Origin of the sequence: Mumia quercus, from assembly GCF_025506335.1 — a bacterium.
GTDB lineage: Bacteria > Actinomycetota > Actinomycetes > Propionibacteriales > Nocardioidaceae > Mumia > Mumia quercus.
The window spans coordinates 207,919-234,249 of sequence record NZ_JANZYO010000006.1; the positions used below are offsets into that span (position 1 = coordinate 207,919).

General features: G+C 68.0%; 24 protein-coding genes and 1 tRNA gene. 15 read left to right on the top strand and 10 right to left on the bottom strand.

The window, feature by feature from the left end; all coding sequences use genetic code 11:
* Positions 1 to 2: 2 nt before the first annotated feature.
* The 9 genes from NYZ95_RS15580 to NYZ95_RS15620 are packed head-to-tail and all read left to right on the top strand — an operon-like array spanning position 3 to position 8,763.
* Positions 3 to 857, top strand: coding sequence for an MlaE family ABC transporter permease (locus NYZ95_RS15580; protein WP_262852241.1), 855 nt, complete (start codon positions 3 to 5; stop codon positions 855 to 857).
* Complete coding sequence (locus tag NYZ95_RS15585; RefSeq protein ID WP_262852242.1) at positions 854 to 2,146, top strand: MCE family protein; 1,293 nt, start codon at positions 854 to 856, stop codon at positions 2,144 to 2,146. The genes NYZ95_RS15580 and NYZ95_RS15585 overlap by 4 nt, the downstream gene beginning before the upstream one ends.
* Complete coding sequence (locus NYZ95_RS15590; RefSeq protein ID WP_262852243.1) at positions 2,143 to 3,150, top strand: MCE family protein; 1,008 nt, start codon at positions 2,143 to 2,145, stop codon at positions 3,148 to 3,150. Before NYZ95_RS15585 ends, NYZ95_RS15590 begins: the two co-directional genes overlap by 4 nt.
* The gene (locus NYZ95_RS15595; protein ID WP_262852244.1) at positions 3,150 to 4,181 is read left to right on the top strand and encodes an MCE family protein; all 1,032 of its coding nucleotides are present in this window, start codon (positions 3,150 to 3,152) and stop codon (positions 4,179 to 4,181) included. The genes NYZ95_RS15590 and NYZ95_RS15595 overlap by 1 nt, the downstream gene beginning before the upstream one ends.
* A complete protein-coding gene (locus tag NYZ95_RS15600; protein WP_262852245.1) occupies positions 4,178 to 5,212 on the top strand; it encodes an MCE family protein in 1,035 nt (344 codons plus the stop codon). Before NYZ95_RS15595 ends, NYZ95_RS15600 begins: the two co-directional genes overlap by 4 nt.
* The gene (locus tag NYZ95_RS15605; protein ID WP_262852246.1) at positions 5,209 to 6,501 is read left to right on the top strand and encodes an MCE family protein; all 1,293 of its coding nucleotides are present in this window, start codon (positions 5,209 to 5,211) and stop codon (positions 6,499 to 6,501) included. Before NYZ95_RS15600 ends, NYZ95_RS15605 begins: the two co-directional genes overlap by 4 nt.
* Complete coding sequence (locus NYZ95_RS15610) at positions 6,501 to 7,667, top strand: MlaD family protein (RefSeq protein WP_262852247.1); 1,167 nt, start codon at positions 6,501 to 6,503, stop codon at positions 7,665 to 7,667. The genes NYZ95_RS15605 and NYZ95_RS15610 overlap by 1 nt, the downstream gene beginning before the upstream one ends.
* Positions 7,664 to 8,242, top strand: a complete 579-nt coding sequence (locus tag NYZ95_RS15615; RefSeq protein WP_262852248.1) for an Rv1363c family protein — start codon at positions 7,664 to 7,666, stop codon at positions 8,240 to 8,242. The genes NYZ95_RS15610 and NYZ95_RS15615 overlap by 4 nt, the downstream gene beginning before the upstream one ends.
* Entirely contained in the window at positions 8,239 to 8,763 is a 525-nt protein-coding gene (locus NYZ95_RS15620; RefSeq protein WP_262852249.1) for a hypothetical protein, read from the top strand. Before NYZ95_RS15615 ends, NYZ95_RS15620 begins: the two co-directional genes overlap by 4 nt.
* On the opposite strand, the gene NYZ95_RS15625 is transcribed toward NYZ95_RS15620, so the two are convergent.
* Positions 8,750 to 11,527: an FAD/NAD(P)-binding protein gene (locus NYZ95_RS15625; RefSeq protein ID WP_262852250.1), complete on the bottom strand. Its 2,778-nt coding sequence runs from the start codon at positions 11,525 to 11,527 to the stop codon at positions 8,750 to 8,752. The genes NYZ95_RS15620 and NYZ95_RS15625 overlap by 14 nt on opposite strands.
* Positions 11,528 to 11,695: 168 nt before the next feature.
* Here NYZ95_RS15625 and NYZ95_RS15630 point away from each other — a divergent pair, with 168 nt between their 5' ends.
* From NYZ95_RS15630 to NYZ95_RS15645, 4 genes are all read left to right on the top strand, one after another.
* Complete coding sequence (locus tag NYZ95_RS15630) at positions 11,696 to 12,994, top strand: chloride channel protein (RefSeq protein ID WP_262852251.1); 1,299 nt, start codon at positions 11,696 to 11,698, stop codon at positions 12,992 to 12,994.
* Between the two features lie 15 nt (positions 12,995 to 13,009).
* Positions 13,010 to 13,083: transfer RNA gene (locus NYZ95_RS15635), tRNA-Met, on the top strand.
* Positions 13,084 to 13,265: 182 nt separating this feature from the next.
* Positions 13,266 to 13,496, top strand: coding sequence for a helix-turn-helix domain-containing protein (locus tag NYZ95_RS15640; protein ID WP_262852252.1), 231 nt, complete (start codon positions 13,266 to 13,268; stop codon positions 13,494 to 13,496).
* A 60-nt stretch (positions 13,497 to 13,556) separates the two neighbouring features.
* Positions 13,557 to 14,696, top strand: a complete 1,140-nt coding sequence (locus tag NYZ95_RS15645; protein WP_262852253.1) for a tyrosine-type recombinase/integrase — start codon at positions 13,557 to 13,559, stop codon at positions 14,694 to 14,696.
* Positions 14,697 to 14,744: 48 nt separating this feature from the next.
* Here the strand turns inward: NYZ95_RS15645 and NYZ95_RS15650 are convergent, their stop codons facing one another.
* The 4 genes from NYZ95_RS15650 to NYZ95_RS15665 all read right to left on the bottom strand — a co-directional run bounded on the left by NYZ95_RS15650 (position 14,745) and on the right by NYZ95_RS15665 (position 17,522).
* Entirely contained in the window at positions 14,745 to 16,088 is a 1,344-nt protein-coding gene (locus NYZ95_RS15650) for a hypothetical protein (protein WP_262852254.1), read from the bottom strand.
* Positions 16,088 to 16,387 carry a hypothetical protein gene (locus tag NYZ95_RS15655; protein ID WP_262852255.1) on the bottom strand — a complete coding sequence of 100 codons (300 nt, stop codon included), beginning with the start codon at positions 16,385 to 16,387 and terminating at the stop codon, positions 16,088 to 16,090. Before NYZ95_RS15655 ends, NYZ95_RS15650 begins: the two co-directional genes overlap by 1 nt.
* Before the next feature lie 119 nt (positions 16,388 to 16,506).
* Complete coding sequence (locus tag NYZ95_RS15660; RefSeq protein ID WP_262852256.1) at positions 16,507 to 17,079, bottom strand: hypothetical protein; 573 nt, start codon at positions 17,077 to 17,079, stop codon at positions 16,507 to 16,509.
* An 11-nt stretch (positions 17,080 to 17,090) separates the two neighbouring features.
* On the bottom strand, positions 17,091 to 17,522 hold the full coding sequence (locus NYZ95_RS15665) for a single-stranded DNA-binding protein (protein ID WP_262852257.1): 432 nt from the start codon (positions 17,520 to 17,522) through the stop codon (positions 17,091 to 17,093).
* A gap of 180 nt (positions 17,523 to 17,702) precedes the next feature.
* On the opposite strand from NYZ95_RS15665, the gene NYZ95_RS15670 reads away from it, so the two are divergent.
* Positions 17,703 to 19,082, top strand: a complete 1,380-nt coding sequence (locus NYZ95_RS15670) for a DUF262 domain-containing protein (RefSeq protein WP_262852258.1) — start codon at positions 17,703 to 17,705, stop codon at positions 19,080 to 19,082.
* Entirely contained in the window at positions 19,082 to 21,037 is a 1,956-nt protein-coding gene (locus tag NYZ95_RS15675; protein ID WP_262852259.1) for a DUF262 domain-containing protein, read from the top strand. Before NYZ95_RS15670 ends, NYZ95_RS15675 begins: the two co-directional genes overlap by 1 nt.
* Here NYZ95_RS15675 and NYZ95_RS15680 read toward each other — a convergent pair.
* The 5 genes from NYZ95_RS15680 to NYZ95_RS15700 all read right to left on the bottom strand — a co-directional run bounded on the left by NYZ95_RS15680 (position 21,031) and on the right by NYZ95_RS15700 (position 26,229).
* The gene (locus tag NYZ95_RS15680) at positions 21,031 to 21,801 is read right to left on the bottom strand and encodes a type IV secretory system conjugative DNA transfer family protein (RefSeq protein WP_262852260.1); all 771 of its coding nucleotides are present in this window, start codon (positions 21,799 to 21,801) and stop codon (positions 21,031 to 21,033) included. The genes NYZ95_RS15675 and NYZ95_RS15680 overlap by 7 nt on opposite strands.
* Positions 21,802 to 22,728: 927 nt before the next feature.
* A complete protein-coding gene (locus NYZ95_RS15685; protein WP_262852261.1) occupies positions 22,729 to 23,247 on the bottom strand; it encodes a hypothetical protein in 519 nt (172 codons plus the stop codon).
* Positions 23,244 to 24,299, bottom strand: coding sequence for an ArdC family protein (locus NYZ95_RS15690; protein ID WP_262852262.1), 1,056 nt, complete (start codon positions 24,297 to 24,299; stop codon positions 23,244 to 23,246). Before NYZ95_RS15690 ends, NYZ95_RS15685 begins: the two co-directional genes overlap by 4 nt.
* Positions 24,296 to 25,825 (bottom strand): putative type IV secretion/conjugal transfer ATPase, encoded by a 1,530-nt coding sequence (locus tag NYZ95_RS15695; RefSeq protein ID WP_262852263.1) that lies wholly within the window; start codon positions 25,823 to 25,825, stop codon positions 24,296 to 24,298. Before NYZ95_RS15695 ends, NYZ95_RS15690 begins: the two co-directional genes overlap by 4 nt.
* Positions 25,822 to 26,229 carry a hypothetical protein gene (locus NYZ95_RS15700; RefSeq protein WP_262852264.1) on the bottom strand — a complete coding sequence of 136 codons (408 nt, stop codon included), beginning with the start codon at positions 26,227 to 26,229 and terminating at the stop codon, positions 25,822 to 25,824. The genes NYZ95_RS15695 and NYZ95_RS15700 overlap by 4 nt, the downstream gene beginning before the upstream one ends.
* Between the last annotated feature and the right edge of the window lie 102 nt (positions 26,230 to 26,331).

The following is a 26,331-nucleotide window of genomic DNA, read 5'->3' on the forward strand; positions in this document are numbered from 1 at the left end:
TCATGACCCCCACCCCCGACACGGCACCCGTCGTCCGCCGACGGCGGCCGTGGGACAAGCCGCTGAACGGGCTGTCCAACATCGGCGCGGACATCCGGTTCCACGGCCAGGTCATCGCCGCGATCCCGACGGCGATCCGCCGCTATCCCAAGGAGATCCTCAAGCTGCTCTCCGAGGTCAGCTTCGGGTCGGGCGCGCTCGCCGTCATCGGCGGCACGGTCGGCGTGATGGTCGGGATGAGCCTGTTCGTCGGCACGGTGGTCGGCATGCAGGGCTACGCCGCGCTCGACCAGATCGGCACCTCGACCCTCAACGGGTTCATCTCGGCGTACTTCAACACTCGCGAGATCGCCCCGCTGGTCGCGGCGCTCGCCCTGTCCGCGACCGTCGGCGCCGGGTTCACGGCGCAGCTGGGCGCGATGCGGATCAGCGAGGAGATCGACGCCCTGCAGGTGATGGGGGTGGGCGCGGTCCCGTTCCTCGTCAGCACGCGCGTCGTCGCCGGATTCATCGCGATCATCCCGCTGTACGTGATCGGCCTGCTCACGTCGTACGCGGGGTCGCGCATCGTCACGGTGTTCTTCCGAGGGCAGTCGGCGGGCACGTACGACCACTACTTCAACCTGTTCCTGCCGCCGATCGACATCCTGCTGTCGTTCGCGAAGGTCCTGGTGTTCGCGGTGCTGATCATCCTGATCCACTGCCGCCTGGGCTACAAGGCGAGCGGCGGGCCGGCAGGCGTGGGCACGGCGGTCGGGCACTCCGTGCGTCGCAGCATCGTCACCGTCGCCGTCCTCGACCTCATCCTCTCCATGGCGATGTGGGGCACGACCACGACGGTGAGGATCGCCGGATGAGGTCGACGCGTGTCCTCGACTCCCTGCTCGGGGTCGGCTACTTCCTGCTCATCGCTGCGTTCGTGGCCGCCGCGCTGCTCGTCTACAACAAGGCGTTCGTTGCGAGCACCGACGTCCGCCTGACGACGGGCACGATCGGGAACGCCCTCCAGAAGGGCTCGGACGTGAAGCTCAACGGCGTGCCGGTCGGCACCGTGACCGCGATCGAGGCCGCACCCGAGGGCGCGACGCTCACGCTCGCCCTCCAGCCGGAGGTGGCCGAGACGCTGCCGAAGGACACGACCGCACGCCTGCTCCCCAAGACGCTGTTCGGTGAGCGCTACGTCGCACTGCAGGCACCCGAGGGCTCGCTCGGCGGGGCGCTCGCGTCGGGCGACACGATCCGCCAGGACACGTCGGACGAGGCGGTGGAGCTCGAGGAGGTCTTCGACGAGCTCCTCCCCGTCCTCCAGTCGATCCAGCCGGAGAAGCTGTCGGCCACGCTCGGCGAGCTGGCGGCGTTCCTGCGCGGCCGGGGCACCGAGATCGGTGACTCGATGGCGAGCTGGGCCGACTACATGGACAAGCTCAACCCGCTCGTCCCGCAGATGGCCGAGGACCTGGGCAAGCTCGGCGCGCTGGCCACCGAGTACGAGGAGGCACTGCCCGACCTGATCAGCGCGCTCGACACGATGACGACGACGGCGAAGACCCTGACCGAGCAGCGCACGGAGCTCGGCGAGGTGTACGCCAACGTCATCGCCGCAGGCGACGAGACGACCGGCTGGGTCCAGGACAACAAGAAGACGATCGTCGTCCTGTCGAAGGAGAGCCGCGCCGCGCTGGCGGCGACAGCCCCGTACGCCTCGCAGTTCCCGTGCCTGCTCCGAGCGACGAGCGCGTTCGTGCCGGAGATGGACGACGTGCTCGGCGCAGGCACGGACGAGCCGGGCATGCACGTCGTGCTCAACGTCGTGGAGGCCCGTGGGAAGTACCTTCCCGGCAAGGACCGCCCGCGCTACCGCAGCAACGGCAAGCCGCGCTGCCCGTACATGAACGGGCAGACCGGGACGGCTCCCGTACGCCGGGCTGCCGGAGACCCGCCGGCGATCCCCGCGCCGCCCTCGAGCCGCCTCGAGCGTCAGTTCGCCGCCGGTGGCGGTCTCGGGGACGCCAACTCGCCGAGCGAGAACCAGCTCATCGCCGAGCTCGTCGCGCCGACCCAGGGCCTGGCTCCCGCCGAGTACCCGTCTTGGGCGAGCCTCCTGGTGGGCCCCACCCTCCGCAGCACGAAGGTGACGCTCCGATGACCGCGACCCTGATCAAGAGCATCGTGTTCACGGTGGTGACCGTGCTCGCGACCGTCGCCCTCGCCGGGACGATTCGCAACAGCACGAGCGGTGACGCGATGGCCTACACCGCGCTCTTCTCCGACGCGACGAGCCTCAACCGCGGAGACGACGTCCGGATGGCCGGCGTGAAGGTCGGCACCGTCGAGAGCATCGAGGTCTCCGACGAGAACGTGGCCAAGGTGTCGTTCACGATCACCGACACGGTGAGGCTCACGACCGGAGCGACCGCTCAGCTGCGGTTCCGCAACCTCGTCGGCCAGCGCTACATCTCGCTGGTGCCGGCCAAGACCGACGGGGCGCCATTGCCCGCCGGTCACACGTTCACGGTCGACGAGACGAGGCCTGCGCTCGACCTCACGATGCTGTTCAACGGGTTCCAGCCGTTGTTCAAGATGCTCGACCCGGACGACGTCAACAAGCTCAGCGCCCAGATCATCGCCGTCTTCCAAGGGGAGGGCGCAACCGTCGAGGGCCTGCTGTCGAGCACCGCCAGCCTCACGTCGACGCTCGCGGAGCGCGACGAGGTCATCGGCCAGCTCGTGACGAACCTCAACGAGGTGCTGGCCGTCGTCAACGAACGCACGGACCAGCTCGACACGACGCTCGTGACTCTCCAGAAGCTGGTCAGCGGGTTGGCTGCGGACCGCGCGGCGATCGGCGCGTCCATCGAGGGCATCGACGCGCTCGCGACGAGCGTCAGCGGGTTGCTCGAGCAGTCGCGGCCGCCGCTCAAGGGCTCGATCAGCGCCCTGGAGGACTTGTCGACCGTGCTGGCCGACAACGAAGACCTGGTCGGCACTTTCCTCGAGCGGCTGCCCACCAAGCTCGACAGGATCGGCCGTCTCGCCAGCTACGGTTCGTGGCTCAACTTCTACGTGTGCTCGATCGAGGGCCGCATCCCGAGACCGGAGGGCTACATGGGTGACCTCGGCGTCAAGCCGGTCGCGGGGAGGTGCCGCTGATGAGCCGGGTCAGGCGCAGGTATCCGACGTCGTTCGCCGAGCGCAACAAGGTCGTCCTCGCGATCGTCGGCATGGTCTCGATGGCGCTGGTCTTCCTGGTGACCTTCAACGCCGAGGCGATGCCGGTGATCGGCGGCGGTGACATCCGTGAGGCGCGCTTCGCCGAGTCCGGAGGGCTGAAGGAGGGCAACGAGGTCCGCGTCGCCGGCGTCAAGGTCGGCAAGGTCACCGAGATCTCCCTCGACGGCGCACAGGTGGTCGTGAAGTTCCGGGTCAAGGACGTCGAGCTGGGCAGCGAGACGCGGGCTGCGGTCAAGGTGAAGACGATGCTGGGCCAGAAGTACCTCGCCCTGGAGCCCCGCGGGACCGAGCCGCTCGAGAGTGCGATCCCGGTCGAGCACACGATGACGCCGTATGACGTCAACGCCGCGTTGTCGGACCTCTCGACGACCATCGACGAGATCGACACCGCGCAGATGGAGGAGAGCTTCCGGGCCCTTGCGGGCGCATTCCGTGACACCCCGGAATCCGTCCGTACGATGGTCGCCGGTCTCACCGACCTCTCCCGGACGATCTCCAGCCGTGACGATGAGCTCGCCGAGCTGTTCGCCTCGACCACGCAGGTCACGAGCACACTGCGCAACCGCAACGAGGAGGTCGAGAAGATCATCACCGACGGCAGCGACCTCCTCGACGAGCTCCAGGCGCGCCGCGACGCCGTCAAGGCGATGTGGGAGGGGACGGCGTCGCTGAGCCGGGAGATGAAGGGGCTCGTTGCCGACAACGAGAAGCAGCTGCGCCCCGCCCTCGCCAAGCTCGACGAGGTCACCGAGATCCTGCAGCGCAACCAGGACAACCTCAACGCCGCGCTCAGCAAGCTCGGCCCCTACTACCGGATGCTGGCGTCCTCGATGGGCAACGGCCGGTGGGTCGACTCCTACATCTGTGGTCTCTTCGACGCGAACGGTCACCCGGTGCTCGACAACGACGTCCTCCGCAACTGCTCGCCCAAGTCGGGAGGTGCGCGATGAGGATCAACGTCAAGCAGTGGACGATCGGCGCCCTCGTGCTCGCGGTACTGGGCCTGTCGGGTTTCGCCTCCGATCGGGTGATCGCAGCCGGTGGTACGGAGGTGTCCGCGCTGTTCGAGGCAACGGTCGGTCTCTATCCCGGCTCGGAGGTGCAGGTGCTCGGTGTCCCGGTCGGCACCGTGACCGCCGTTGAACCCAAGGGCGACAAGGTGCGCGTGTCGATGAAGCTCGACCGTGGCCAGGCGGTCGCCGCCGACACCGGAGCCGTACTCGTCGCCCCGACGCTGGTGAGCGACCGGTTCGTCCAGCTCACCGAGCCGTACGTCGGCGGTGCCAGGCTCGAGTCCGGCGACGTGATCACCAAGACGGCGGTCCCGGTCGAGATCGACGAGCTCTACGCGAGCCTCAACGACGTCGGCCACAAGCTCGGCCCCGAGGGCGCCAACCGCAACGGTGCACTCTCGGAGCTGCTGACGGTCGCCGCCGAGAACCTCAAGGGGCAGGGCGCCGATATCAACAAGATGTTCGGCGAGTTCAGCAAGGCCACCAGCACGCTGTCGAGCTCCGACGACGACCTGTTCGCAACCATCGCGAACCTCAAGGAGTTCAACGACATGCTCGTCGAGAACGACACCTCGGTGGCCGAGGTGAACCGACAGTTCGAAGAGGTGGCCGACTACCTCGCGGAGGACCGCGAGAGCATGGCCGGTGCGATCGCGAGCCTCGGTGACTCGCTCGCCGTCCTCGACGACTTCATCCGCGACAACCGCGGCAATCTCAAGACCAGCGTCGACAAGCTGACCGGGCCGACGAGGGTCCTGGTGAACCAGCAGGAGTCGCTGGAGGAGGCCGTGCGCACCATCCCGCTGGCGCTTCAGAACTTCCTCAACGCGTACAACATCAAGACGAATACCGTCGACGGTCGCGGCAACCTCAACGAGCTGTCGCTCTGGACGACGAACGGTTTGGACGCCAAGACGTCGGAAGACGCGCCACCGGTGCTCCTGCCGGGGCTGGGGGAGGACCGATGAGAGGGCTCCGACTGGCGACGTTCGCTGCTGCCGCGGCTCTGACGCTCACCGGGTGCGGGGTCGGCAACGTGTACGAGGCGCCGCTGCCCGGTGGCGCGGACGTGGGCTCGGACCCCGTCACGATCACCGCCGACTTCGACGACGTCCTCGACCTGGTGCCCCAGTCGAGCGTGAAGGTTGACAACGTGGACGTCGGCCGGGTCTCGAAGATCGCGTTGAACCCCGACGGTCGCAGCGCCAAGGTGACCCTGGTCGTCAACAAGGGTGTCGCTCTGCCGGCGGGCACGACGGCACGGCTCCAGCAGACCTCGCTGCTCGGCGAGAAGTACGTCGCGCTGGTGCGTCCGGCCGGCCAGAAGGCGGGTGACCCCGTCGCGGACGGTGACGAGATCCCGTTGGCGGCCACCTCGGAGGCGGCGCAGGTCGAGCAGGTGCTGGGGGCGCTGTCGATGGTCCTCAACGGTGGAGGGATCGGGCAGTTCCAGGAGATCTCCCGCGAGCTCCAGGCAGTGAGCAAGGACCGGCCGCGCGAGATCAAGGGCTTCTTGCGCGAGATGGAGGGTTTTGTCACGGCCCTCGACGAGCGCAAGGGTGCGATCACCGACGCGATCGACGGGTTGGCCTCGCTCTCGGCGACGCTCGAGCAGGACTCGGACAAGATCGCGTCGGCGCTCGAAGGTCTCAGCCCTGGCATGGAGGTGCTGGTCGAGCAGCGCGCCCAGCTCGTGGCGATGCTGAAGTCGCTCGACCGTCTCTCGAAAGTCACAGTCGACACCCTCGACAAGGCACAGGACGACATCGTGGCCGACTTCGAGCTGCTGGAGCCGATCCTCAAGCAGCTCGCCCGAGCCGGTGAGGACCTTCCGAAGTCGCTGGAGATCCTGCTGACGTACCCGTTCCCTGACTCGGTGCTGGGTGCGATCAAGGGCGACTACATGAACGTCTTCATCACGACCAACTTCCGGACGCTGCCGACGGGCTGCGAGGAGCAGGGCTGCCGCTGGCCGCAGGTTGCGGCCCAGTTCCCGACCGAGCCCGGGCCGGCGCCTACGAAGGAAGGCAAGAAGGACACGCCCGAGGACCCGCCGACGCTGCTGCCTCCCACGGACTCGCCGACACCCGGGGCACCCGGACCGACGATCCCCGTGCCGACCGACGGGCCTGAGTCGCCCCTCTCGCCGGATCCTGAGGCACCGGAGTCGCCGGCGTCGCCGTCCCCGACCGCCCCGGAGTCGCCGACCGCGACGCCGGACGACCCGGCAACCGCACCGAAGGAGGGTGACGACTGATGCTGACCGCTCGTACGAAGACCCAGCTCGTGGCGTTCGTCGTGGTCGCCCTGATCGGCACCACCTACCTCGGCGCGAAGTACGTGGGGATCAACCTCTTCGGCTCCGGCTACACGGTGACGGTGTCATTGCCCGAGGCGGGAGGCCTGTTCAAGAACGGCGAGGTCACCTACCGCGGGGTGCCGATCGGGAGGATCGAGAGCCTGAAGGCCACCGAGAGCGGGGTCGAGGCCGTCCTCGCGATCGACGCCGACGCCCCCGACATCCCGGCCGACGTCAGTGTGAAGGTGGCGAACCGCTCCACGATCGGCGAGCAGTACCTCGACCTGCGTGGCAGCTCGGGTGGGGAGACGCTCGCGGCGGGCGCACACCTGAGCGCCGGCACGGAGGCGATCCCGCAACGGATCGACGTGCTGCTTCGCACCTCGCGCGACTTTGCGAAGTCCGTTCCGCGGGATGACCTCGTCACCGTCATCGACGAGAGCTACGACCTCTCGCAGGGCGCCAGCGGCGACCTCTCGCAGCTTCTCGAGACGTCGACGGAGTTCCACGAGATCGCCGACAAGAACTTCCTCGTGAGCGCCGCCCTCATCCGTAACTCCGAGACCGTCCTGGACACGCAGCTCGCGGCAGCCGACAGCATCAAGAGCTACAGCAAGAGCCTCGACCTGCTCGCGACGACGCTCGCCGACTCAGACGGCGACCTGCGTGCGCTGATCGCGGCCTCGCCCGTGGCCGCGCAGGAGATCCACAGGCTCTTCAAGGACGTCGGCGTCCCGCTGGGAGTGCTGATGAGCAACCTCGTCTCGACGGCGCAGGTGTTCGGCACGAACTCCCAGGGGGTGGAGGACGCCCTCATCCGCATCCCGGAGGCGATCAGCGTCGGCTGGGCCGTCAACGGCTCGAAGGGCCTGAACCTCGGGCTCGCCCCGACGTTCTTCGACCCGCTGCCCTGCGTGGCGGGATACGGTGGCACCCAGCTGCGGCAAGGGACCGACACGACCGCAGGCAGGCCGTTCAACAAGCGTGCGCGTTGCACGGCCAGCCCGCGCTCCGGCACGAACGTCCGCGGCCCCCACGTCCTGCCGAAGAAGAAGACGAGCACCGGGGCGGCCCGCGTGACCGTCCCCTCGACGCTGGGCGACCTCATGGGAGGGAGCGAATGACCGTGGACCAGACCGAGGAGCCGACCAGCACCACCGAGGCGCCGGAGGAGACGACCCCGTCCGAGCCGTCGTCGCCACCGCGCTGGCGGCGCTTCGTCCTGCCCGCCGCGGCCGCCGCGGTCTTTGCCGCCGGCATCTTCTGGTGGTGGAGCGCGGCCACGGACGAGCAGCTAAGCCAGGCCGAGCTTCGCGACGAGGTGCTGATCGCGGCCACGGGGCACATCGAGACGATGAACACGCTCGACTACCGCGAGGTGGACGAAGGCCTCGACGCGTGGAAGGACGTGACGACCGGGACGCTCCACGACCAGCTGGCCCAGGTCGACGAGGACGAGCGGCAGCTGCTGGCCGACCAGAAGAAGATCTCGACCGGCAAGGTCGTCGACAGTGCCGTCTTCTCGCTGGACGGCGACACCGCGACCGTCGTGGCGTCCGTCGAGGTGACGGTCCGCGACGACGCCGATCCGGATGCCGAGCCGACGCTCAAGCGCAACCGCTTCAGCGCCGACGTGGTCAAGGTCGGTGACGAGTGGCTCCTCGAGAACCTTCAGCAGGTGGCGGTGAGTCTCTCGTGACGAGCGTCCGCACACGGCTCTCCGCCCTCCGCCCGTACCTGGTGTCGGCGCTGCTCGTCGCGCTGACGGTCGTCGGTCTCGTCGGTGCCTGGAGGGGGTACGAGCTCCGCTCGACCCCGGCGGCGCAGAACCTCGCGGTCGTCGACACCACCGCGACCGCCGAGGTCCAGTCGGAGGTGTCGCAGGCGCTCACCCGGGTGCTGAGCTACAGCTACGACGACCCTGAACCGACCGAGCAGGCTGCCGACGAGGTCCTGTCGGGCCAGGCGCGCGAGGAGTACGACACGCTGTTCGCGTCGCTCCAGGAGCGCGCTCCCGGTCAGCAGCTCGTGCTCACCGCGCAGGTGCAGACAGCGGCGGTGAAGGAGCTGACCGCGGACACGGCCCGGCTGCTCGTCTTCCTCGACCAGTCCTCTCAGCGAGCGGACGACGACGAGGCGAGCGTGTCTGCCGCCCAGCTGGCGGTCGAGGCCGAGCGGGTCGACGGCGCCTGGAAGGTCACCGGCCTCACCCCGCTGTGACGCGGGCGACGGCCTCCCGACGGCGGGCGTCGAGCGGGGACGCCCTCCGGTCGAGGCGGGCGTCGAGGATCACGGCGGCGCGTTCGGCGGACCCGGCGCGGACCAGGCAGGAGAGCAGGGTCTCCTCGACCACCTCACGCTGCGCCGCCGACCCTCCGACCTGGACGAGCACGGGAAGGATGTCGTCGAGCAGCGCGATCGCGTCGGCCCACCGCTCCTCACCGGCGGCGAGAAGCGCGTCGCAGACGGCCGCGACGACCGTACGGACGGCGGGATCGGACGAGTCGCGGCAGTGCCGTGCCAGCGCGGCCAGGCGCGAGTGGTCCTCCGCGCCGGCGAGCGTGAGCGCGGCGTGCAGGGCGACGAACGGGGTCTGGGGCTGGTCGAGGAGCGCGTCGTCGACGGCGTCGACCACGGGATGCACCGGCGGCGCGATCTCGTCGGTCGTCATGCGCCAGCGCCACAGCAGCGACCCGGAGTCGATGAGCGCCCGGACACCGGTCACGGTCGGCGGGGCGAGCTGTGAGTAGTAGCGCTGCCGGACGGCCTCGGTATCACCGAGCGCGAGCTCGTGCAGCGCCGCGTGCCAGGAGAAGTGCGCGCGATGGCTCGCCGAGCGTCCGCTCTCCGCGACCCAGTGGTCGAGCCAGACCCGGCCGCTCTCGTGCTGCCCCGTCTCGTACATGACGTGGGTCAGGGCGTGCACCGCGTGGCCCGACGACGGCTCGCACGACAGCGCGCTCTCGGCGAGCAGGCCGGCCTCTTCGAAGCGGCCCTGGTCCTGGCGGGTGAAGGCCAGCAGCGAGATGTACCACCAGTGGTCGCCATAGGCGGGAGCCAGCCCTTCGACCAGGTCCCACGCCTCCTGCTGCACGTCGGTCACGCCGGAGAACGCGATCGTCGGGACGGCCGCGGAGACCGCGAGGATGTCGCGCGGGTGTGTCGCGAGGTGGTTCATCAGTGCGCGGGCGCCCTTGTTGCGGACGTCGCGCACACGCTGGCCGACGACGTCGACCAGGCTGCGCTCGCGCTCGTCACCGCGCTTGCTGATCGCGCGCCGCGCTTCCTCGAGCGAGGCGGCGACGTCAGCATCGGCGCCCGCCTCGTGCCCGAGCAGGGCGAGCGTGGCGTGGCCGAGCGCGAAGTCGGGGTCGTGCGCGACCGCCTCGCGCAGCGGCACCTCGACGTCGTCCTGCATGCGCATGAGGCGTTCGAGACCGACGTTGTAGGCCGCGGCCGCCTCGGCCGTTGTCGAGAGGGGGAGGCCGAGCGGGTCGCGCGGCCGCGCTGCCGGGTGGTGGCCGCTGACGAGCCGGCCGTCGGCGAGGCGGCGCGGCTGCGGTGCGACGGCGTCGAGGATCGAGGTGGCGAGGGCGAGCGCCTGGCTGCGGATCTCGGGCACCGCCGTCGACTCCCACAGCTCGCCGCGCCGCAGGGCGCCGAGCGTCCAGACCGGGGCGTCCGTACGGCCCTCGGAGTCGACCAGCCGGCCCTGGTCGGTACGCAGGCCCATGCCAGCCGTGGCGACCACGGCAAGCGCGGCCCCGCCACGCGGGCGGAGCAGGTCGTCGAGGAAGGGGTCGCCGAGCGTACGGATGTCGGCGCGCGGCCCCGTACAGTTCACGACCCAGCCCACGTCGTACGAGGTCTCCCCGTCGGGGGCGGCGACCCGGACGCGCAGTCCGCCCTGCGGGAGCGGCTCTGCCCCGAGGACGGAGCCGGCGCCGAGGACGAGGCGGCCCGCGTCGCGCAGCCCGGCGACCAACGCGGCGCTCGAGGGCGGCATCCGGTGGCGCAGGACGTTCCACGCCCCGGCGTGCTCGGCCACGAAGGCGAGCTTGTCGTCCTTGCTGAGCCGCCCCCACAGCGTGGAGATCTGGAACCGCAGACCGTCCGCGCCCGGACGCCAGTCGCCGGAGTCGCGGCGGACGGCGGCGAGATGGCGCTGCGCGGCGTCGAGGATCGACCGCAGGTCGTCGCCCCAGTCGGAGACGTCGGGGATCGCGGCCAGCTTGAGCTCGTCGGCGTGACGGCGGGGGAGACGGCCGTTGCGGGAGATCGCGCGGACGACCCGGTCGGTGCGGGCACCGGCGTCGGTGAGGGAGAGGGTGACGTCGACGGCGGTCAGGCCCGTACCCACGAGCAGCACGTCACCCGGAGCCGTACGGTCACGACGGACCACGTCGAGCGCGCCGGGCGCCCACGGGTCCGGGACGAAGAAGGCGGAGTCGCTCAGCTCGGCGGGTGCCCACGCGTGACCGGCGGCAGGCAGGCCCGTCGCCACGACGACGGCGTCGGCCTCGAGCTCGCGCCCGTCCGCGGTGGCGACCACGGCGCCGGACGGCGTACGGCGCAGCGACACCGCGCGGGTGCGGAAGTGGCGCAGCGACGCGAACTCCCCGGGCGGGCCCTGGTAGGTCTCGGTGAGCGTCTCGTCGAGGTAGCGGGCGAACTCGCGGCGGCGCGCGAAGGTGCCGGGATCGCTCCCGTGCACGGGATCCTCGCGGGTGCGCCACGCGACGAAGTGCGCCGGGTCCTCGGGCAGGGCGCTCATCCCTGCGGCGGGCACGTTGAGCAGGTGCTGGTCGTCGAGCGTGCCGAACGACGGACCACGTCCCCAGCGGTCGGCGGGGTCGACGAGGATCACGTCGATGCCGGTCGAGCGGCGGCCGGCCGTACGTGCGAGGTGGAGGGCGACCAGAGCGCCGGACGCGCCGGCGCCGACGATGACGACGGTCGGACGGTTGCGGCGGGGAGCGGTCACGGGGCACCTCGGTCCAGTCGGAACACTGATACAGGTAACTATAGAGACCAAGTCGAGTTTGACCGGCGTTGCCTCTTCCACTGGCCGCGCGGTGTGTCGGGCGATACGTTGCGCCCGTCGCGTCTGCGATGACGCTCCGACGCGGCGCCGAACGGAAGGCGGGGGCCTGTGGCGGAGGAGACGGAGGCGCCCCCGATGGCGCCGCTCGCGCACTCGAAGGACTTCTGGAGACTGCTCCGCGACGCCGTCGTGTTCGGCGTGACGCTGGCCTTCGGTGGGCTCGCCTTCCTCTTCGTCGTCGAAAACGGTGACTTCTGGAGCGACCCGACCAGCGATGGATGGTGGGGCGGTCGGTGGTGGTGGGTCGCGGTCACCGCCGGGGCGGGTCTGGTCGTTGGACTGATCCGACGTGTTCTCACCATGCCTGCACGTACCCCCGGTCTCGTCGACGAGCTCGCGACGGAGTACGTCGAGCCACGCAGCGTCCCCGGTGCCGTCGCCGTGTCGGCCGTCTCGCTCGTCGGCGGCGCCAGCCTGGGCCCGGAGGCGGCCCTGGGTGCGATGGGCGGAGGTCTCGGCACCCACGTCGGCCAGCGTCGTACGGACCCGGACATGCAGAAGGCGACGATGCTCACGGGGACGGCCGGCGCGTACGGCGGACTCCTCGTGTCGCCGATCGTGGCCACGCTGCTGGTGCTCGAGCTCGCCAAGCCGGACCGCCGTCGCCTGACCCACGTGGTGTTCGGCTCGCTCGTCGCCGCGACCGTGGCGTTCGCGATCTTCTACCCGATCGCGGGGACCACCTTCCTCGGTCTGTACGACGTGCCCTCGTACACGTTCGAGGACTGGCACATCCTCGCCGGCGTCGGGCTGGGCCTGGCGGCGGCGCTCGGTGCGCTGGTGCTGGCCGTCATCACCGGGGTGGTCCGCCGCCTCGCCGCGCCGCTGACCACCAGGACGGTCGTACGCCCGGTGGTCGGGGGAGCGGTGTTCGGCCTCCTCGCCGTCGCGCTGCCTCTGACGCTGTTCACCGGCAGCGAGCAGCTCGAGACGGTGGTCGCGTCCGGCTCGCGCCTGGGTGCGGGGTTCCTGCTGGCCGTCGTGCTCGCGAAGATGGTCGCGTTCGCGGTGTGCTCGGAGACCGGCTTCATCGGGGGACCGTTCTTCCCGATGCTCTTCATCGGCGGGACGTACGGGTATGCGATCCACCTGCTCGTGCCCGACGTGCCGTTGGCGCTCGCGTTCAGCTGCGTCTTCGCCGCGCTCCCCGGCGCGGTGGTCGCCGCCCCGTTCTCGCTCGTCCTCCTGGCCGCGCTCATGATGAGTCTCGGCGCGCTCGAAACCGTCCCGATCGCCGTCGCCGTCCTCACCGCGTACATCGCCGTCACGGGCTCGGGAGTGCTCGTTGCGCTGGCGAAACGCAGGAAGGGGGACCCCGAGTTTGGGTCCCGCAGAGGCGTCCGGTAGTGTTCTATCTACCGACGCGGGGTGGAGCAGCTCGGTAGCTCGCTGGGCTCATAACCCAGAGGTCGCAGGTTCAAATCCTGCCCCCGCTACGAATTTCAGGCTCGGAATCTACGGATTCCGAGCCTGAAAGCATTTAGAGACTTGATCGAGTGTCCACTTAGTGTCCAGAAACCCGGTCCAGGAACCCTCTGTTGGCCGGTAGCCGGCTTCAGATGCGGAGTCGCCCCGTCCAGCACGGAGTGGTGCGGAGGCCTCCGCACACCTACTCGGCATGGACAGCACCACACCGACCTTGAGCGGCTTGGAGCCGCTGATGAGCATCGAGGACCTCTCCGAGTACCTCAACGTGCCTGTCAGGACGCTGTACGACTGGCGCTTGGCCGGCAAAGGACCGTGCGCGGTTCACATCGGACGACAGATCCGCTACTTCGTCACCGACGTTCACGAGTGGCTGCGGCAGAACCGCGAGGCCGAGCCGGGGCGCCCGCCCAAGGGGCGGTGAAGCGTCGTGGGTAGGCCACGCACGCCGATCGGCACCTTCGGGGACATCACCTACGTCAAGGTGTCGGGCGCTCGGGTCCGCGCACGCACCCGCTACCGCGACGACGACGGCCAGGTCCGCCGTGTCTCGGCCACCGGTGCCACCAACAAGGAGGCCGAGCGCAACCTGAAGAAGGTGCTCTCGCAGCGGCCGAGCCACGTCGCCTCGGGAGAACTCACCGGCGACACCTCCTTCGGCAAGCTCGTTGAGGTCTGGTTGGAGGACCTCGATCTGGAGAACAAGCTCGCGCCCAGCACGCGGGCGCTCTACGAGCGGAACATGCGCCAGCTCGTGATGCCGGCCTTCGAGCACTACGTGCTGCGGGAGATTACCGTTCGCAAGGTCGACCTTTTCATCAAGACCTTGGCGACCACGAAGAGCTACAGCATGGCCAAGCAGGCGCGGACCGTTCTCAGCCTCGCGTTCGGATTGGCGGTGCGGTATGACGCGGTGGCCAAGAACCCAGTGCGCGACACGACCAGGCTCAGGAAGCCGCCGTCGCAGGCCATGGCGCTGACGGCCAAGCAGGTCCATGCCATCCGGGCCGCCGTCCGGGGCTGGCGGCGTGGTCCTGGCGTGCCCGGACCACCTCCGGACGGCCAGCTCGAGCAGATCATCGAGGTCATGCTCGGGACATCCGCCCGCATCGGTGAGGTGCTCGCCATCCGCAAGTGCGACGTCGACGTCACCAGCACGCCGGCGACGGTTCGCATCTGCGGGACAATCGTGTCGCCGGCGGGTAAGCCAACGCATCGGCAGCCGCACCCCAAGACAGCGAGGTCGACTAGGACCGTGTCGGTCCCGAGCTTCACCGCCGAGGTGTTGCGGCAGCGGCTCGTCGTGGCCGCATCCGAGGACCCCGAGCACCTGCTTTTCGTCACTCGCAACGGCACGCCCCTCACGACCAACAACGTCCGGCGGCGCCTTCGCAGCGTCATGGCGGAGGCGGGCATTGAAGGGGTCACGCCTCACTCCTTCCGCCGCACGGTCGCCACGATCCTCGACCGGGCCAGTGGCCCCGATCTCGCCGCCGAGATGCTCGGGCACACCTCGTCGAAGATCACCAAGGAGCACTACATCGAGCCCGAGGAGAAGGTGAACCCGGTCACCGCCGAGATCCTTGAATCGCTCGCTCCCCATGCTGGGGATGTGAACCAGTGACGCGCCGACCGTAGACACCACACACCCTTTCCGAGGTTGACCTGCCGGTCACATCGAGAGGGATGGCCCGGTTGCCCCGCTGGCGGGACGATGCACGATCGCGGAATGCAGTTCGGCTCGGCTCCTGGCGGCACCTCGCGGCGCGGATGGCGGCTCGGGGGTCGGGCGGAGTCGGTCGCGGACGAGTTCGACGATGGGGGTGTGGTCGGTCTCGCCGAGCGGGATGTAGCGCTCCCTGGGTGGCGCGACCATCTGGCCGCTGTTCTCGACGATGCGCGGCATCTTCATCCGGGTGAAGTAGATATTTCGCTTGATGCCAGCGTCGATAACGTCGGCGATCCGGGTGTCGAGTTTGGTGAAGAGCGTGGTGAACGCATGCAGGACGCGCCGGTCGAAGTCGGCGTCGGGGCGGATCGCTTTGAGCCTGCTGACAGCGTTGGCGCCCTCGGCCACCGCGAGCCCACCGGTTCCGACCTGGCCACCGACCTCGCGCAACTCGTGTTGGAGATCGAGGTAGGTCTGTGCCCGACTGGGCCACGCTTGTTGGAGGTCTGGGTCGATCTTTGCGGCCAGCTTCGCGAGTCCTTCGGATAGGAGTCGCTGGGAGTCGACCACGAGGCGCAGGTTCGTCGCGCTGGGGAAGGACTGCATCCGAATCACGAGGTTGTGCTCGGCCTGGAGCACTCCGAGCAGACCTGGTTTGGCGGGTCCGGGGATGACCTTGGTCTTGGGGCGCCAGCCGCGCATGTCGATCGCGTAGTCGGGCGGCTCCAGGCTGGCGTCGAGGGCGCATGCCAAGGCTGCCCAGCCGAGCCGGTCGGAACGGTGGAGCTTCTCCCAACCGGGGACCGTCGAGTAGCGCTGGTCGAGCACGATCAGGGCACGGACGGTGGCCGCGATGTCGCCGATGAGCGTCTGGGTCTGCCGGGTGTCAAGGCTGCCGTAGTCGAGTCCGGCTTCGAAGTCATGCTCGCCGAGCGCCGCGGCACGGGCGATCTGTCGCCAGTGTTCGACCATCGGCAGGTCGTGAGGAGTGATCAGCTCCTCGAGGCCAGGCAGACGTGCGGTCGATGCTTCGACAGTCTGGTTGAGCGCGTGCCGTAATGCTGCCAATCCGCCGTGCTGGATGGCGGGTAAGCGGAATGGGTTCGCGACGGTCGGGTTCAGGTTGCTGGCGGCCCGTGGTGCCACGGCGCCAACGGCCTCCTGGCACCACACGAGGGCGGACTGCCGGTAGCGGCGGATCTGCTCTCCGATCTGGCGGCGCTCAGCCTCGGTCGTCGTGATCGGGACCGTATGGGTGCCACCGCCTCCGATCCGGAGCTGGACTCGGTGCTGCTTCAGCAGCGATGACAGCTCTGCGCGCAGCAGTGCGCTGTTCTCGCCGTACATCAGGGCTCGTCCAGTGCCCGAGCATCCGCGAGCGCGGCAAGGAGCAGCTCCATCTGGAGGGCATCGAGGCCGTAGTCGAACAGCTGTTGAACGGCCGAGACAGCGACCGCCATGAGGATGTCGCGGTCGTCGGTGATACCGAAGGTGTCGAGAGCGGGTACGTCGTCGCCGTGGGCCCAGTCCAGTTCGATGAGGGCACGCTCGAAGGCGGAGGAGGCCTCAACGGTACGGGCGTGATCAGCGAGAGCTGCGATATGGGAGCGGGCCTCGGCAAGGGTGACCGCGTGGGCAAGCAGCATGGGCTTCTACTTTCGGCGGAGGGAGCACGACCAACCACCGTGCGGCCGGCAGCGGGATCGTTCGCGGCGAGTTGTTCAAGCTGTGGACAACTGGGTGGGGTGGACGGCCTGTGAACGCGCTACGGCGTCGAGCGGATCTGCTCTTCGATGCGCCGCCGCGCGGCGACGTCTTCGCGCACGAACAGGAGGAAGTCGGCGTAGCGGTCGACGATCTCGACCTCGCCGCCGGTCTCTCGGAGGGCTTCGCCGGGCCAGGTGGTCTGTCTCGTGGGTCGGTCACGGTCGAGTCGGCAGCCGGCCGTGGAGACCCACTCGCGTAGCCGGTGGCGGCACTCGGCGAAGTCGCGATGCCACCCGATCGGCCCCGAGGGTGTGCCCTCGGAGTTGTAGGCGTTGAGCCAGTGGGTGTGCAAGGCCGAGAGTTCCCAGACGAGCTCGTCGTGGCGATGCCAGTACGGCGGCACCACCGTCGGCGGCAGCCCGTAGGTCAGGCGCAGCCAGTCGACCCAGGCGTCCAGGTCGGTCCACTCAGCCATCGCCTCGTCAGCCGAGAGCAGGTTCCAGTTGATCGGGCGAAGCGACTCTTGGTCGTTGAAGTCGGCGGTCCCGAACACCGCGTCGGGACCGCCGAACTCCGAGTCGCCGTCCTCGAGGTCCAGCAGGGTCTGCTGGCCGTGAAGGTCGGTACTCATCGTCGGCACCCTCAGATGCCGACGGCCTGGGCAGGCTCGTTGACCACCGTCATGTCGTTGGTCGGCGGGTCGGGCTGCTTGGCCGGGGTGCGGTCCACGACGTAGCGGGTGCGGGCGCACTCGTGCCCGATGCGCCGGGCAACGAACTGCTCACGGATCTCACTAGGACCGCCGGGGCGCTCCTGCTCGTACTCGTGGACGTAGCCCGAGGCGACGATCTGGTCACCGGGCTTGAACCTCGGGTACGCCCGCTCGGCCGCACGGTCGAACAGCACCAGGTCGCAGTAGACCGGGTCGAGCTTGGTGAACGACCCGTCGACTTCCTTGCGGTGCTGCTCGATGCCGACCCGGCAGTAGAACCGGGCGTGGCCCTTGCCGGTGAAGGTCAGCTCTGGCGCGGTGGCGATGAATCCCTGGAGACTCATCTGGGTGGGAATCGTCATGACTTGACTCCTGACCTCGGGCGGTGCCCCGATGGCGACCACTCTCAGGAGTCAGGTGTTCGCGCCTCGCCAGTCCAAGACCGACATGCGAAGCCGACGTGGGGCGGTCGGCACGTCGGCCCACTAGATTCCTACCAGTGGACGGCTGGTTGGTCGTTGGACCTGCGAAGGAGGTGCCGGGTGGCCATTGACCGCGAGAAGGGCGTCAGAGTCGTCACCGTCCGCGACCTCCTGAACGAAGACCTGACGATCCCGTCCTATCAACGGCCCTACAGCTGGGAGCCCGCCACCGCCCTCCAACTGTTCGACGACATCCGTGAAGCACTGAAGCCAGCGAGCGCTTCTGCAGACAAGGATCAGGCTCACGGGCCGTCGTACGTGCTCGGTGCAGTCATCCTCCACCTGGACGACGAGTCTGATCAGACGCACGTCGTCGACGGTCAGCAACGCCTCCTGACGCTCACAATGTTGTTGGACCTACTCGATGGGGCGGGGCAGTTGGATGCCAGCTCCGGGGTGATGAAGGGCGAAGATCCCGAGGCTCCCGTCGTTCGGGTACGCACGGCGTTGGCTGGCCGCGTCAAACACATGGAGGAGCCGGCGAAGGTCGTCGCCGAGTTCATACGTGGCAACTGCGAGGTCATCCGCGTGGCAACGGACGACCCGGACGAAGCTTTCCGCGTATTCGACTCGCAGAACTATCGGGGCAAGCCCCTGCTGCCACATGACCTGCTAAAGGCGTACCACCTTCGCGAGATGCGCGGCGAATCTGACGCCATGCGGGAAGCCCTCGTCGAGGTCTGGCAGAGCGTCCCCGATGCCGAGCTAGATCGGCTCTTCTCGACCTACCTGTGGCGCATCAAACGGTGGACACGTGGGCTCTCCGCGCCAACCTTCACGACGCGCCACGTGGACGCGTTCAAGGGGCTGACCGCCAAGTCGGCAACCACTCCTGGGGCTCGCTATCACCTCGCCGCCCAGGCAGCCGTCCCTATGCTCGCGGCCTGGGTTGAGCAATCCAACGAATCGGACCGAACGGCCGACCGGACTCGCTTTCAGATTGATGCCCCAGCAGTCGCGGGCAAGTCCTTCTTCGAGATGGTCACGTTCATGCTGGCGGAGTTGCGGAGACTTCGTCACGAGGGCTTCGACGAGAACTACGCAGACCAGGGCAAGGCAAAGTCATGGGGCACCTTCGCCTCCACCGACGACGAGTTCCGCGAGCTGTCATCTCGGGCGAGATATCGATACGTCTCGGAGCTCTACCTAGCCGCGTTGCTGTATTACACGAACAAGTTCGGTGACACGGAGATTCAAGAGACAAGGCACCGGCTGTTCAAATGGGCTTATAGCCTTCGGACGGCGTACCAGCGGCTCCAGCTCGCTACCGTCAACAACTACGCCAGTTCATTGAACGACGGCCGATCCGCCTTCGTACTTCTTCGCAGCCTTGAGACTGCCACTGAGCTCCGCAGACTTCGCATCGAGGTCGAAGGGCGAGATGAAGATCCGGAGCACGAGAAAGATCTACTCCGCCTCTTGAACCAGCTGGTGGGCTGATGGTCACGAGCCTTGAAGCCACTCTGTTCGCCGTTAGCGACGTCTTCGGCGAAGACGAAACGCACTACGAGATCCCCATCTACCAACGCAACTTCGCCTGGGGCGTCGAGCAGATCGAACAACTGATCGACGACGTGTGGGCCGCGGCACAGGCGGACGCAGACGACTACTTCTTGGGCAACCTGATCGTCGCCCGGAAGCCTCCAAAGCCTGACATGAAGCACGTGACCTTTGAGGTCGTTGATGGACAGCAACGGCTAACAACGCTTTTCATGCTGCTGACCTACCTCGGTGTCGATTCGAAGACGCGGTTGACCTACCAATCCAGAAGGAACGCGACCGACGCGCTGACCCGCCTCGCGACCTCGGACGACGACGAGGGGGCCGGCATCCACCTGGGCTTCAGAGTGATCGAGTCGCGCATGGGAAAGTTCGCGACCTCTGACGAACGGAAGGCCTTCCAGGAGTTCCTGGGCGAACGCGTGCAGCTCGTGCGAGCGATCCTTCCGGAACGAACCGACCTCAACAAGTACTTCGAGATCATGAACACCCGCGGCCAGCAGCTGGAGCAAGTGGACATCGTCAAGGCCCGACTCATGAGCTACTTGCGCGATGAGGCAGGAGAAGTCGAGGCCGAAAGAGCCTGCCTCGCGTGGGTGTGGGATGCCTGCGCGGAGATGGAGTCATACGTTCAGATGGCCCTAACCCCAGGCGACACGGAGTTGCGAGACACGATCTTCAGCCCGACCTGGGATCGACTTCAACTTTCGAAGTTCCATGAGTTGCTCGCGAAGCGGCCCCAGGCCGGAGATCGAAGGGGCACAAGCCGGAGCACGGGGGTCGGAGTCAGGGATGCGCTCCGGCTCTACGCCCAGGCCCCTGAGCAACCGATCGAGGAAGATTCGGAGAACCGTCGGTTCGAGTCACCGGTCAAGTTCCCGAACCTGCTGCTTCACGCGTTGAAAGTTCTTCGGGGTGCCGGTGACGGAGAGGACGTCGACGGTCATCTAGACGACAGCAAACTGATCAAGCTCTTCGAGGCCGAGTTCAAGCCGCTCACTGAGGTTCAACGGTCGGACCGTACTAAGGAGTTCGTCGAGGTTCTTCTGCGCTGCAAGTTCATTCTCGACAACTACGTCCTCAAGCGTGAGTTCACGGCCACGAATGGCGAGGACGGCGCCTGGTCGCTCAAGCGTCTCACTCGTGGAGAATCAGTGTCTCGACGAGAAGGACGGACCCGGGTCAACGCGCGATTCCCAAATGCCTTCTCGCCCACCAAGGAGGAGTGGGAAGACACTCCGGTCGACGACGCGACGCGCGAGGTGTTGTTGCTCCAGTCGATGTTCCGCGTCACCTACACGTCGCCGCGAACGATGCACTGGATCACGAGGGTCTTGCGCGAGCCGATCCTTGATACGCCGCGAGAGCACGCGGCGGCTTCGATGCGCCAGATCCTTCAGGACTACGCCCGCCGCAAGGTGCAGCAGGCCTACTTCGCAAAGGACCGCCCAGTTGGCTTCAACATCGAACGGATCGTGTTCACCTACCTCGACTACCTCCTGGCGAAGGGCGCATCACCCGACCTGGCGGCCGACCCAAACTTCACTTTCGTATACCGGAACTCGGTGGAACACTTCTTTCCCCAGTACGCCAACCGGGACGACGAGGGTTGGGACCTCGTCACGCCTGATGACGAGGAACTCCACATGTTCGGAAACCTCGCGCTCGTGAGCGTCAGCACGAACTCCAAGTTCAGTAACAACCTGCCGCCGTACAAGGCGAACAAGACAGAGATTGTCAGGCAAAGCACCAAACTCCAACTGATGGCGAAGTTGGTCAAGAGTGGAACCACCTGGGACCGCGCAGCAATCAAGCAGCACGACCAGGCGATGGTCGATGTGCTCTTGAAGGAGCTCCGGGAGGCTGGACACGACGTACAACATTCGCGCTACTGACGCCGCAATGCTGACTCGACCGCTGAGCGATCCGCACGGAGTTGCTTCACATCACGGCGGCCCGTCCAAGGCCGCAAGTCGGTGACCAGGGGCGGTGCACTGCGGAGCAGTACCAGCGCAGTGCCGAACGGCAGGGTGCGTATGACCTCGGGCGGCATGACCGCCACGCGCCGTACCGAGCGCTGCAATGAGTGGGAGCCGTAGTCGCCGACCGAGACGGTGTCGGTCTTCTCGTCGCGCTCACCGATCAGCGCGGACAGGTCTTGGAGGTCTCGTGCCGAGGAGGTACCGCCGAGAATGACCTTGATGATGGAGGCGTCCCAGATCGCGCCAGCCGCGTGGTCGCCCCACTTGTCGCGGGCCTGTGACAGCGATTGAAGGACCGGCATAGTCGTTATCCCAGTGCCGCCGCCTTCCGCCATTAGCACTGGCAGCGACGGCAGTGGCGAAAGGTTGCCGATCTCGTCGAGGGCCAACAGCAGTGGAGGATCGAGACGAGCGCCGGGTGAGGCGGCGGCCAGGTGCCGGGCCGTCTCGACCAAGTCCTCGATGAAGGCCGCGACCAGTGACCACGAGGCACCTGCTCCGGCTCCTGTGGCGAGCAGGTAGAGGGTGCCGTTGTTGGTGAGGAAGTGGACGGGGTCGAAGTGCTCGCCGGGCTTGGGTGAGACGGCGTCGAGGACGCGCGGGTCGGCCAGGCACGACAGGGCGAGGGAGACACTCATCCAGATGGAGTCGCGGGTGCGGGGGTCGGAGTGGATCATCGACTCCAGTGAGTCGGCCCAACCGGGTGCGGCCTTCCGGTTGCCCGACAGGACCGCCACCGCGTCCGCAGCAGCCGAGGGCGAGAGGGAGGGCGGTGCGGGTCTTGCCTTCCCAGAAGCCGCCGGACTCGACGCCTCCGGTCGACAGTCCGGTCGCGGAGGCGAGGCCGGTGGCTCGAATCATCGCTGTGAGAGGGTCCTCGCACCCGCGCACGGGCGACCAGCGGAGCCCGGCAGGCAGACCTTCGGCCAGGCATTGTGGGTCGAAGACCGCGACAGGGCCACGCTTCCCCTGGGCGGTGAGGGTGGCTGCGATGTTGTCCGGGCGGGTCGCCGTCGTGACAACAGCGCCGGGCGCGTCGAGGATCGCGTTGATGACGACGTGCAGACCCTTACCCGAGCGGGGCGGGCCCAGCAGCAGGATCGAGTCCTCGACGGACGCCCACACCCCCTGGCCACGGGAGCGGCCGAGCAGGTAGCCGATGTCGGACGGCTCGGGTTCGTCGAGCGACGGCCGCAAGGTCCGGCCGCGCGACAGCAGTGCCTTCTGTGAGGCCACAGACCGTACGTCGCGAACAGTCGCAACGCCGGCCAGGCGCCGCGGGTCGTGCGTGGTCTTGTGTTTGATCGAGCCGATGCGCCGCCACAACACCAGCGCACTCGCCACGACCGCTGCGACCATCAGGACGAGCACGAGCCAGTAGACCCATGCGGCGAGGCCGTCAGCGCCAAGCGCAGCAGCCGGGTCGCTCGGTTGGCTGAGAACGCGGAACCCGGCTTCCCAGGCACCGCTCGGCTGCCTGGCTCCCGATAGCCAGGCCGCTATCGAGCCGGCGAGCCGCAGAATCGCCGCGATCACGCCGACGGCAGCGATGAGGATGAGTCCGAGGTTGACCAGGTCGTCATCGACTCCCTGCCCACGAGGGTTCATGCCGCGCCGCCACTGACCAGGATGGTGCCGGACCTCTTGCCCATGAACACGACCAGCCCGGGGTGTGCTTCGAGTAACGCGGGGGGCAGACGAAGCCGGGCTGTGCCGTCAATGTTCGCGACCTGACGGGCGACCACGACCGCAACGGCGACTTCCTCGTGGGGCAGAAAACCACCGCCGGCCACCTCGCCGATCCGGGTCGTCGCCTCACGTTCGGGCTCGATCATCCGCAGTTTTGGACGCTCGGGCGTGACGATGTCGGTGAAGGTGGACTTGTCTTCCTCGCGGACCTCGACCCGCACCGCCGTACCGAGGTCGCCAGCGATGTCGTCAAGCACGCGCTTCAGGTCATCGCGCATCAGCGACCCGTCGGCCGAATACGGCTCTCGGTCGAGCGTGACGGTCAGGAAGCCGTCGTTGCCGACGTCGACTTCGACCAGCGGCATCACGACCGGGACGCGCATGGTCTGGCGGTCCTCACGCCGGTACCGCGCGGCGGCGTTAATCATGCTCATAGTCCGACCGTCTCCACCTGTCGCTGCGCGACCGCCTCCACCGGCGCCGCACGCCGACCGGCAGCAAGGGCTTCGCGGTCGAGTCCGGGCGGGTTGCCGTCCCCGACCTGTGAAGTGTCGAGCTTGTCGAGGATCGTGACCGCAGCGCCGCGCACTCGCTCGGCGGTCGACTGCACGATCTCGACGGGGGTCTTGCCCGGCACACTGCTCGCCCACGAGGCGACGTACGGGATCGTGTAGTCGTCGGTCGCCAGCCCGTGTGCGGCGCCGACCATGAGGGCGACGGACTCGGCCTCGACCTCGGCGATGCCTTGGTGCATGGCCGCGTCGGCGTTGTCCGGGCCGTGGAGCATGACGTGCCCGAGCTCGTGGGCGAGAGTCTTGACCTGGGCGGCGTCGTCCATGTCCATGCGCACCGACACCTCGCGGGTCATGTAGTCGGTCAGCCCGTTGGCCCCACCGATCGACCACGCGTTGGAGACCAGACGCAACTCGAAGCCGTACGCGGTGATCTGGTCGGCCAGCCCATCCCACAGACCCTCGGGCGCCTGGCCCTGCAACAGCGTCGGCCGCGGTGGCTCGGGGATCGGCTCACCGTCAGTTTGGGAGATGTCCCAGACATGCGCGGGTTTCAGCCCGATCAGCTTGGATCGGACAGCCTCCCCGAAGCCGGGCTTCTCGCCACGGGCGAGACGCCGCCAAGAGTCCGGGTCGGCCGGGCTCGAGGAGGCGAACCTTGCCGTGACCGGAGCGAGGATCGCGTACCCCGACTGGCCCTTCATCACCGAGCGGTTGAGGCTGAGCCACTGCTTGAAGCCGGCGACGTACGTCGGCATCGGCTCTGGGACCCGGCCTTGCTGGAACGCGGCGTAATGCTGGCCGTAGATCAGCATCGTGTTGTTGAAGGACCGCGAGCGGAACTTCGCCGCGAACTCCAACGCCCGCTTCCAGTCGTCGCCAGTCACGAGCGCGCCGACGGAATCGGTGAGCTTCTTCTGTAGTGCTTCAAGCTTCTCCTCGCGGGCCGCGAGGTCTCGGGTCTGGACTCTCATCGGATTCCTCCTGTCCCGGAAGGCAGGTGTGAAGCCGGTGCCACGCCGTTCATTCGGCCCGTGGTGTCGAAGAGTTCCAGCTCGGCCGGATGGAGCTGGTGCTGTACGACGAACGACCTGTGCTTGATCCGCCACAGACCCTGGCCGGTGCCCAGAGTCGGCAGTAGTGACTGCTCGGTGCCGGTCAGGCCGAGTGCGGCAGCCGTTGTGCCGAGCTGGTCGGACTCCTGCCGGTACACCACGCGCGTTTCGGCATTTGCCAGCAGTGACGAGGCCAGTGCACGCAGGACGGAGCCTTGGTCGCCGACGTTGTCGAGGTCTGAGAGCTTATGGAAGATCAGCATGTTCGCGATGCCGTAGTGCCGCGCGAGCCGCCAGTGTGCGTCCATGCGACGCAGTAGGGCGGGGTGCGACATGAGCCGCCACGCCTCGTCGTAGACCACCCACCGCTGCCCACCGGCCGGGTCGAGTAGCGCGGACTCCATCCACGCCGACGCACACGTCATCAACACCGAGATCAGCGTCGCGTTCTCCGTAACCCGCGAGAGGTCGAGGGAGATCATCGGCAGGTTCGGGTCGAAGCGCACGGTGCTCGGGCCGTCGAACAGCCCGGCCAGGTCGCCTGCGACGAGACGACGAAGTGCGTGTCCGACGAGGCGGCCGTCCTCTGCGAGTCGACCATCGGTGTCCGTGGTCTCGTCAGGTGCGAGAAGCCGGTCGACCACCATCGGCAGCATGGGCACTTCGGCTATGCGGACTGCGTCGGCTAGGGCCACGTCGATCGCCGTGTGCTCTAGCGGAGTCAGTCTGCGGTCGAGCACGGTCTCTGCCAGCGCACCGACCAGCTCGCGTCGTCGGGCGGTCACCTGAGTTGCCCACTGGATGTCGTCGAGCCCTGCGGGCCGGTGTCCTTCGTCGAGCGGATTGAGCCGGTTGGCCATGCCGTGCCCAAGCAGGATGGCCTTGCCGCCGACCGCTTCGGCGACCGCGGTGTGCTCGCCCTTCGGATCACCGGGGACATAGACGCGGCGACCGAACGGAATCGAGCGCGTGTAGAGGCTCTTCGCCAACGCCGACTTACCCGAGCCAACGATGCCCGCGAGCACGAGGTTCGGAGCGGTGATCAGACCACGGGCGTAGAGAACCCACGGGTCGTAGACGAACGACGACCCGGAGTAGAGGTCTTGGCCGACGAAGACCCCGTCGCTCCCGAGGCCACCTTCGGCGAGGAACGGGTAAGCACCCGCGAGCGTGGCCGAGGTGTCCTGATGACGCGGCAACCGCAGGCGACCGGGCGTGCGGAGAGCGGCGGGTCCGGGCTCGCCGGCCCTCGGCAACACGACGGTTGTGCGACTTTCGGCCGCGATTTCGTCGGCTCTGGCCTTCGCGACGGCCTTGCGGGAGTCCCGGTCCTCGGCGAGTAGGGACTTCGCCGCCGCTTTGCGAGCACGCCGGTCACGACGACGTTCGCGTCGAGGGGCGACGAGAACCGCGCTGTGCAGGCGGCCTTCGTTCCAGCCCTTCACAGCGATAGCCCGTGGTTGGCCGAGCGGTGTGGCGCGTCTGCGAAGGCCGGGAAGTCAGGATGGATGTAGGTGAGGCGGGACTCGGCGTTGTGAGCGCTGGCGATGGACTCGGAGACCTGGTGGAGGATCTCGCCCGCCCGGTGCAGCTCCCAGGACACCTGATAGGTCGCCGCGCGCCCGGCGCGGGAGTCGCCGGCCACCCACACGCCCTTCTGGGCAGCGGCGTCGTGGAAGGCCGCGAGCTGGTGCAGTGATTGGCTCAGCGCCGCGACGGCCGACGTGAGAGACCCGAGCACCGAGTAGATCTGGCGCGGGTCATCGATAGAGCGGGTCGCGTGGGCCAGGGCACGCAGGGCAGTTTGTACTTCGTCGGCGTCGGCCGACGGGTTCTCGAACGTGGGCATCGGAGCCTCCTCTTCGGTCTGGTCGAGATGAAGGTGTGCGTGCCTGCCCCGACGGGGGCCTGCCGTTTGACTGCAGGAGTCGCTACCGCGGCGGTTCTTGAC

Bases quoted from the DNA above. Each gene is read 5' to 3' on its own strand.
- NYZ95_RS15580 (WP_262852241.1), top strand. From the start codon at position 3: ATGACCCCCACCCCCGACACGGCACCCGTCGTCCGCCGACGGCGGCCG.
- NYZ95_RS15585 (WP_262852242.1), top strand. From the start codon at position 854: ATGAGGTCGACGCGTGTCCTCGACTCCCTGCTCGGGGTCGGCTACTTC.
- NYZ95_RS15590 (WP_262852243.1), top strand. From the start codon at position 2,143: ATGACCGCGACCCTGATCAAGAGCATCGTGTTCACGGTGGTGACCGTG.
- NYZ95_RS15595 (WP_262852244.1), top strand. From the start codon at position 3,150: ATGAGCCGGGTCAGGCGCAGGTATCCGACGTCGTTCGCCGAGCGCAAC.
- NYZ95_RS15600 (WP_262852245.1), top strand. From the start codon at position 4,178: ATGAGGATCAACGTCAAGCAGTGGACGATCGGCGCCCTCGTGCTCGCG.
- NYZ95_RS15605 (WP_262852246.1), top strand. From the start codon at position 5,209: ATGAGAGGGCTCCGACTGGCGACGTTCGCTGCTGCCGCGGCTCTGACG.
- NYZ95_RS15610 (WP_262852247.1), top strand. From the start codon at position 6,501: ATGCTGACCGCTCGTACGAAGACCCAGCTCGTGGCGTTCGTCGTGGTC.
- NYZ95_RS15615 (WP_262852248.1), top strand. From the start codon at position 7,664: ATGACCGTGGACCAGACCGAGGAGCCGACCAGCACCACCGAGGCGCCG.
- NYZ95_RS15640 (WP_262852252.1), top strand. From the start codon at position 13,266: ATGGACAGCACCACACCGACCTTGAGCGGCTTGGAGCCGCTGATGAGC.
- NYZ95_RS15650 (WP_262852254.1), bottom strand. From the start codon at position 16,088: ATGTACGGCGAGAACAGCGCACTGCTGCGCGCAGAGCTGTCATCGCTG.
- NYZ95_RS15655 (WP_262852255.1), bottom strand. From the start codon at position 16,387: ATGCTGCTTGCCCACGCGGTCACCCTTGCCGAGGCCCGCTCCCATATC.
- NYZ95_RS15660 (WP_262852256.1), bottom strand. From the start codon at position 17,079: ATGAGTACCGACCTTCACGGCCAGCAGACCCTGCTGGACCTCGAGGAC.
- NYZ95_RS15665 (WP_262852257.1), bottom strand. From the start codon at position 17,522: ATGACGATTCCCACCCAGATGAGTCTCCAGGGATTCATCGCCACCGCG.
- NYZ95_RS15675 (WP_262852259.1), top strand. From the start codon at position 19,082: ATGGTCACGAGCCTTGAAGCCACTCTGTTCGCCGTTAGCGACGTCTTC.
- NYZ95_RS15680 (WP_262852260.1), bottom strand. From the start codon at position 21,801: ATGATCCACTCCGACCCCCGCACCCGCGACTCCATCTGGATGAGTGTC.
- NYZ95_RS15685 (WP_262852261.1), bottom strand. From the start codon at position 23,247: ATGAGCATGATTAACGCCGCCGCGCGGTACCGGCGTGAGGACCGCCAG.
- NYZ95_RS15690 (WP_262852262.1), bottom strand. From the start codon at position 24,299: ATGAGAGTCCAGACCCGAGACCTCGCGGCCCGCGAGGAGAAGCTTGAA.
- NYZ95_RS15700 (WP_262852264.1), bottom strand. From the start codon at position 26,229: ATGCCCACGTTCGAGAACCCGTCGGCCGACGCCGACGAAGTACAAACT.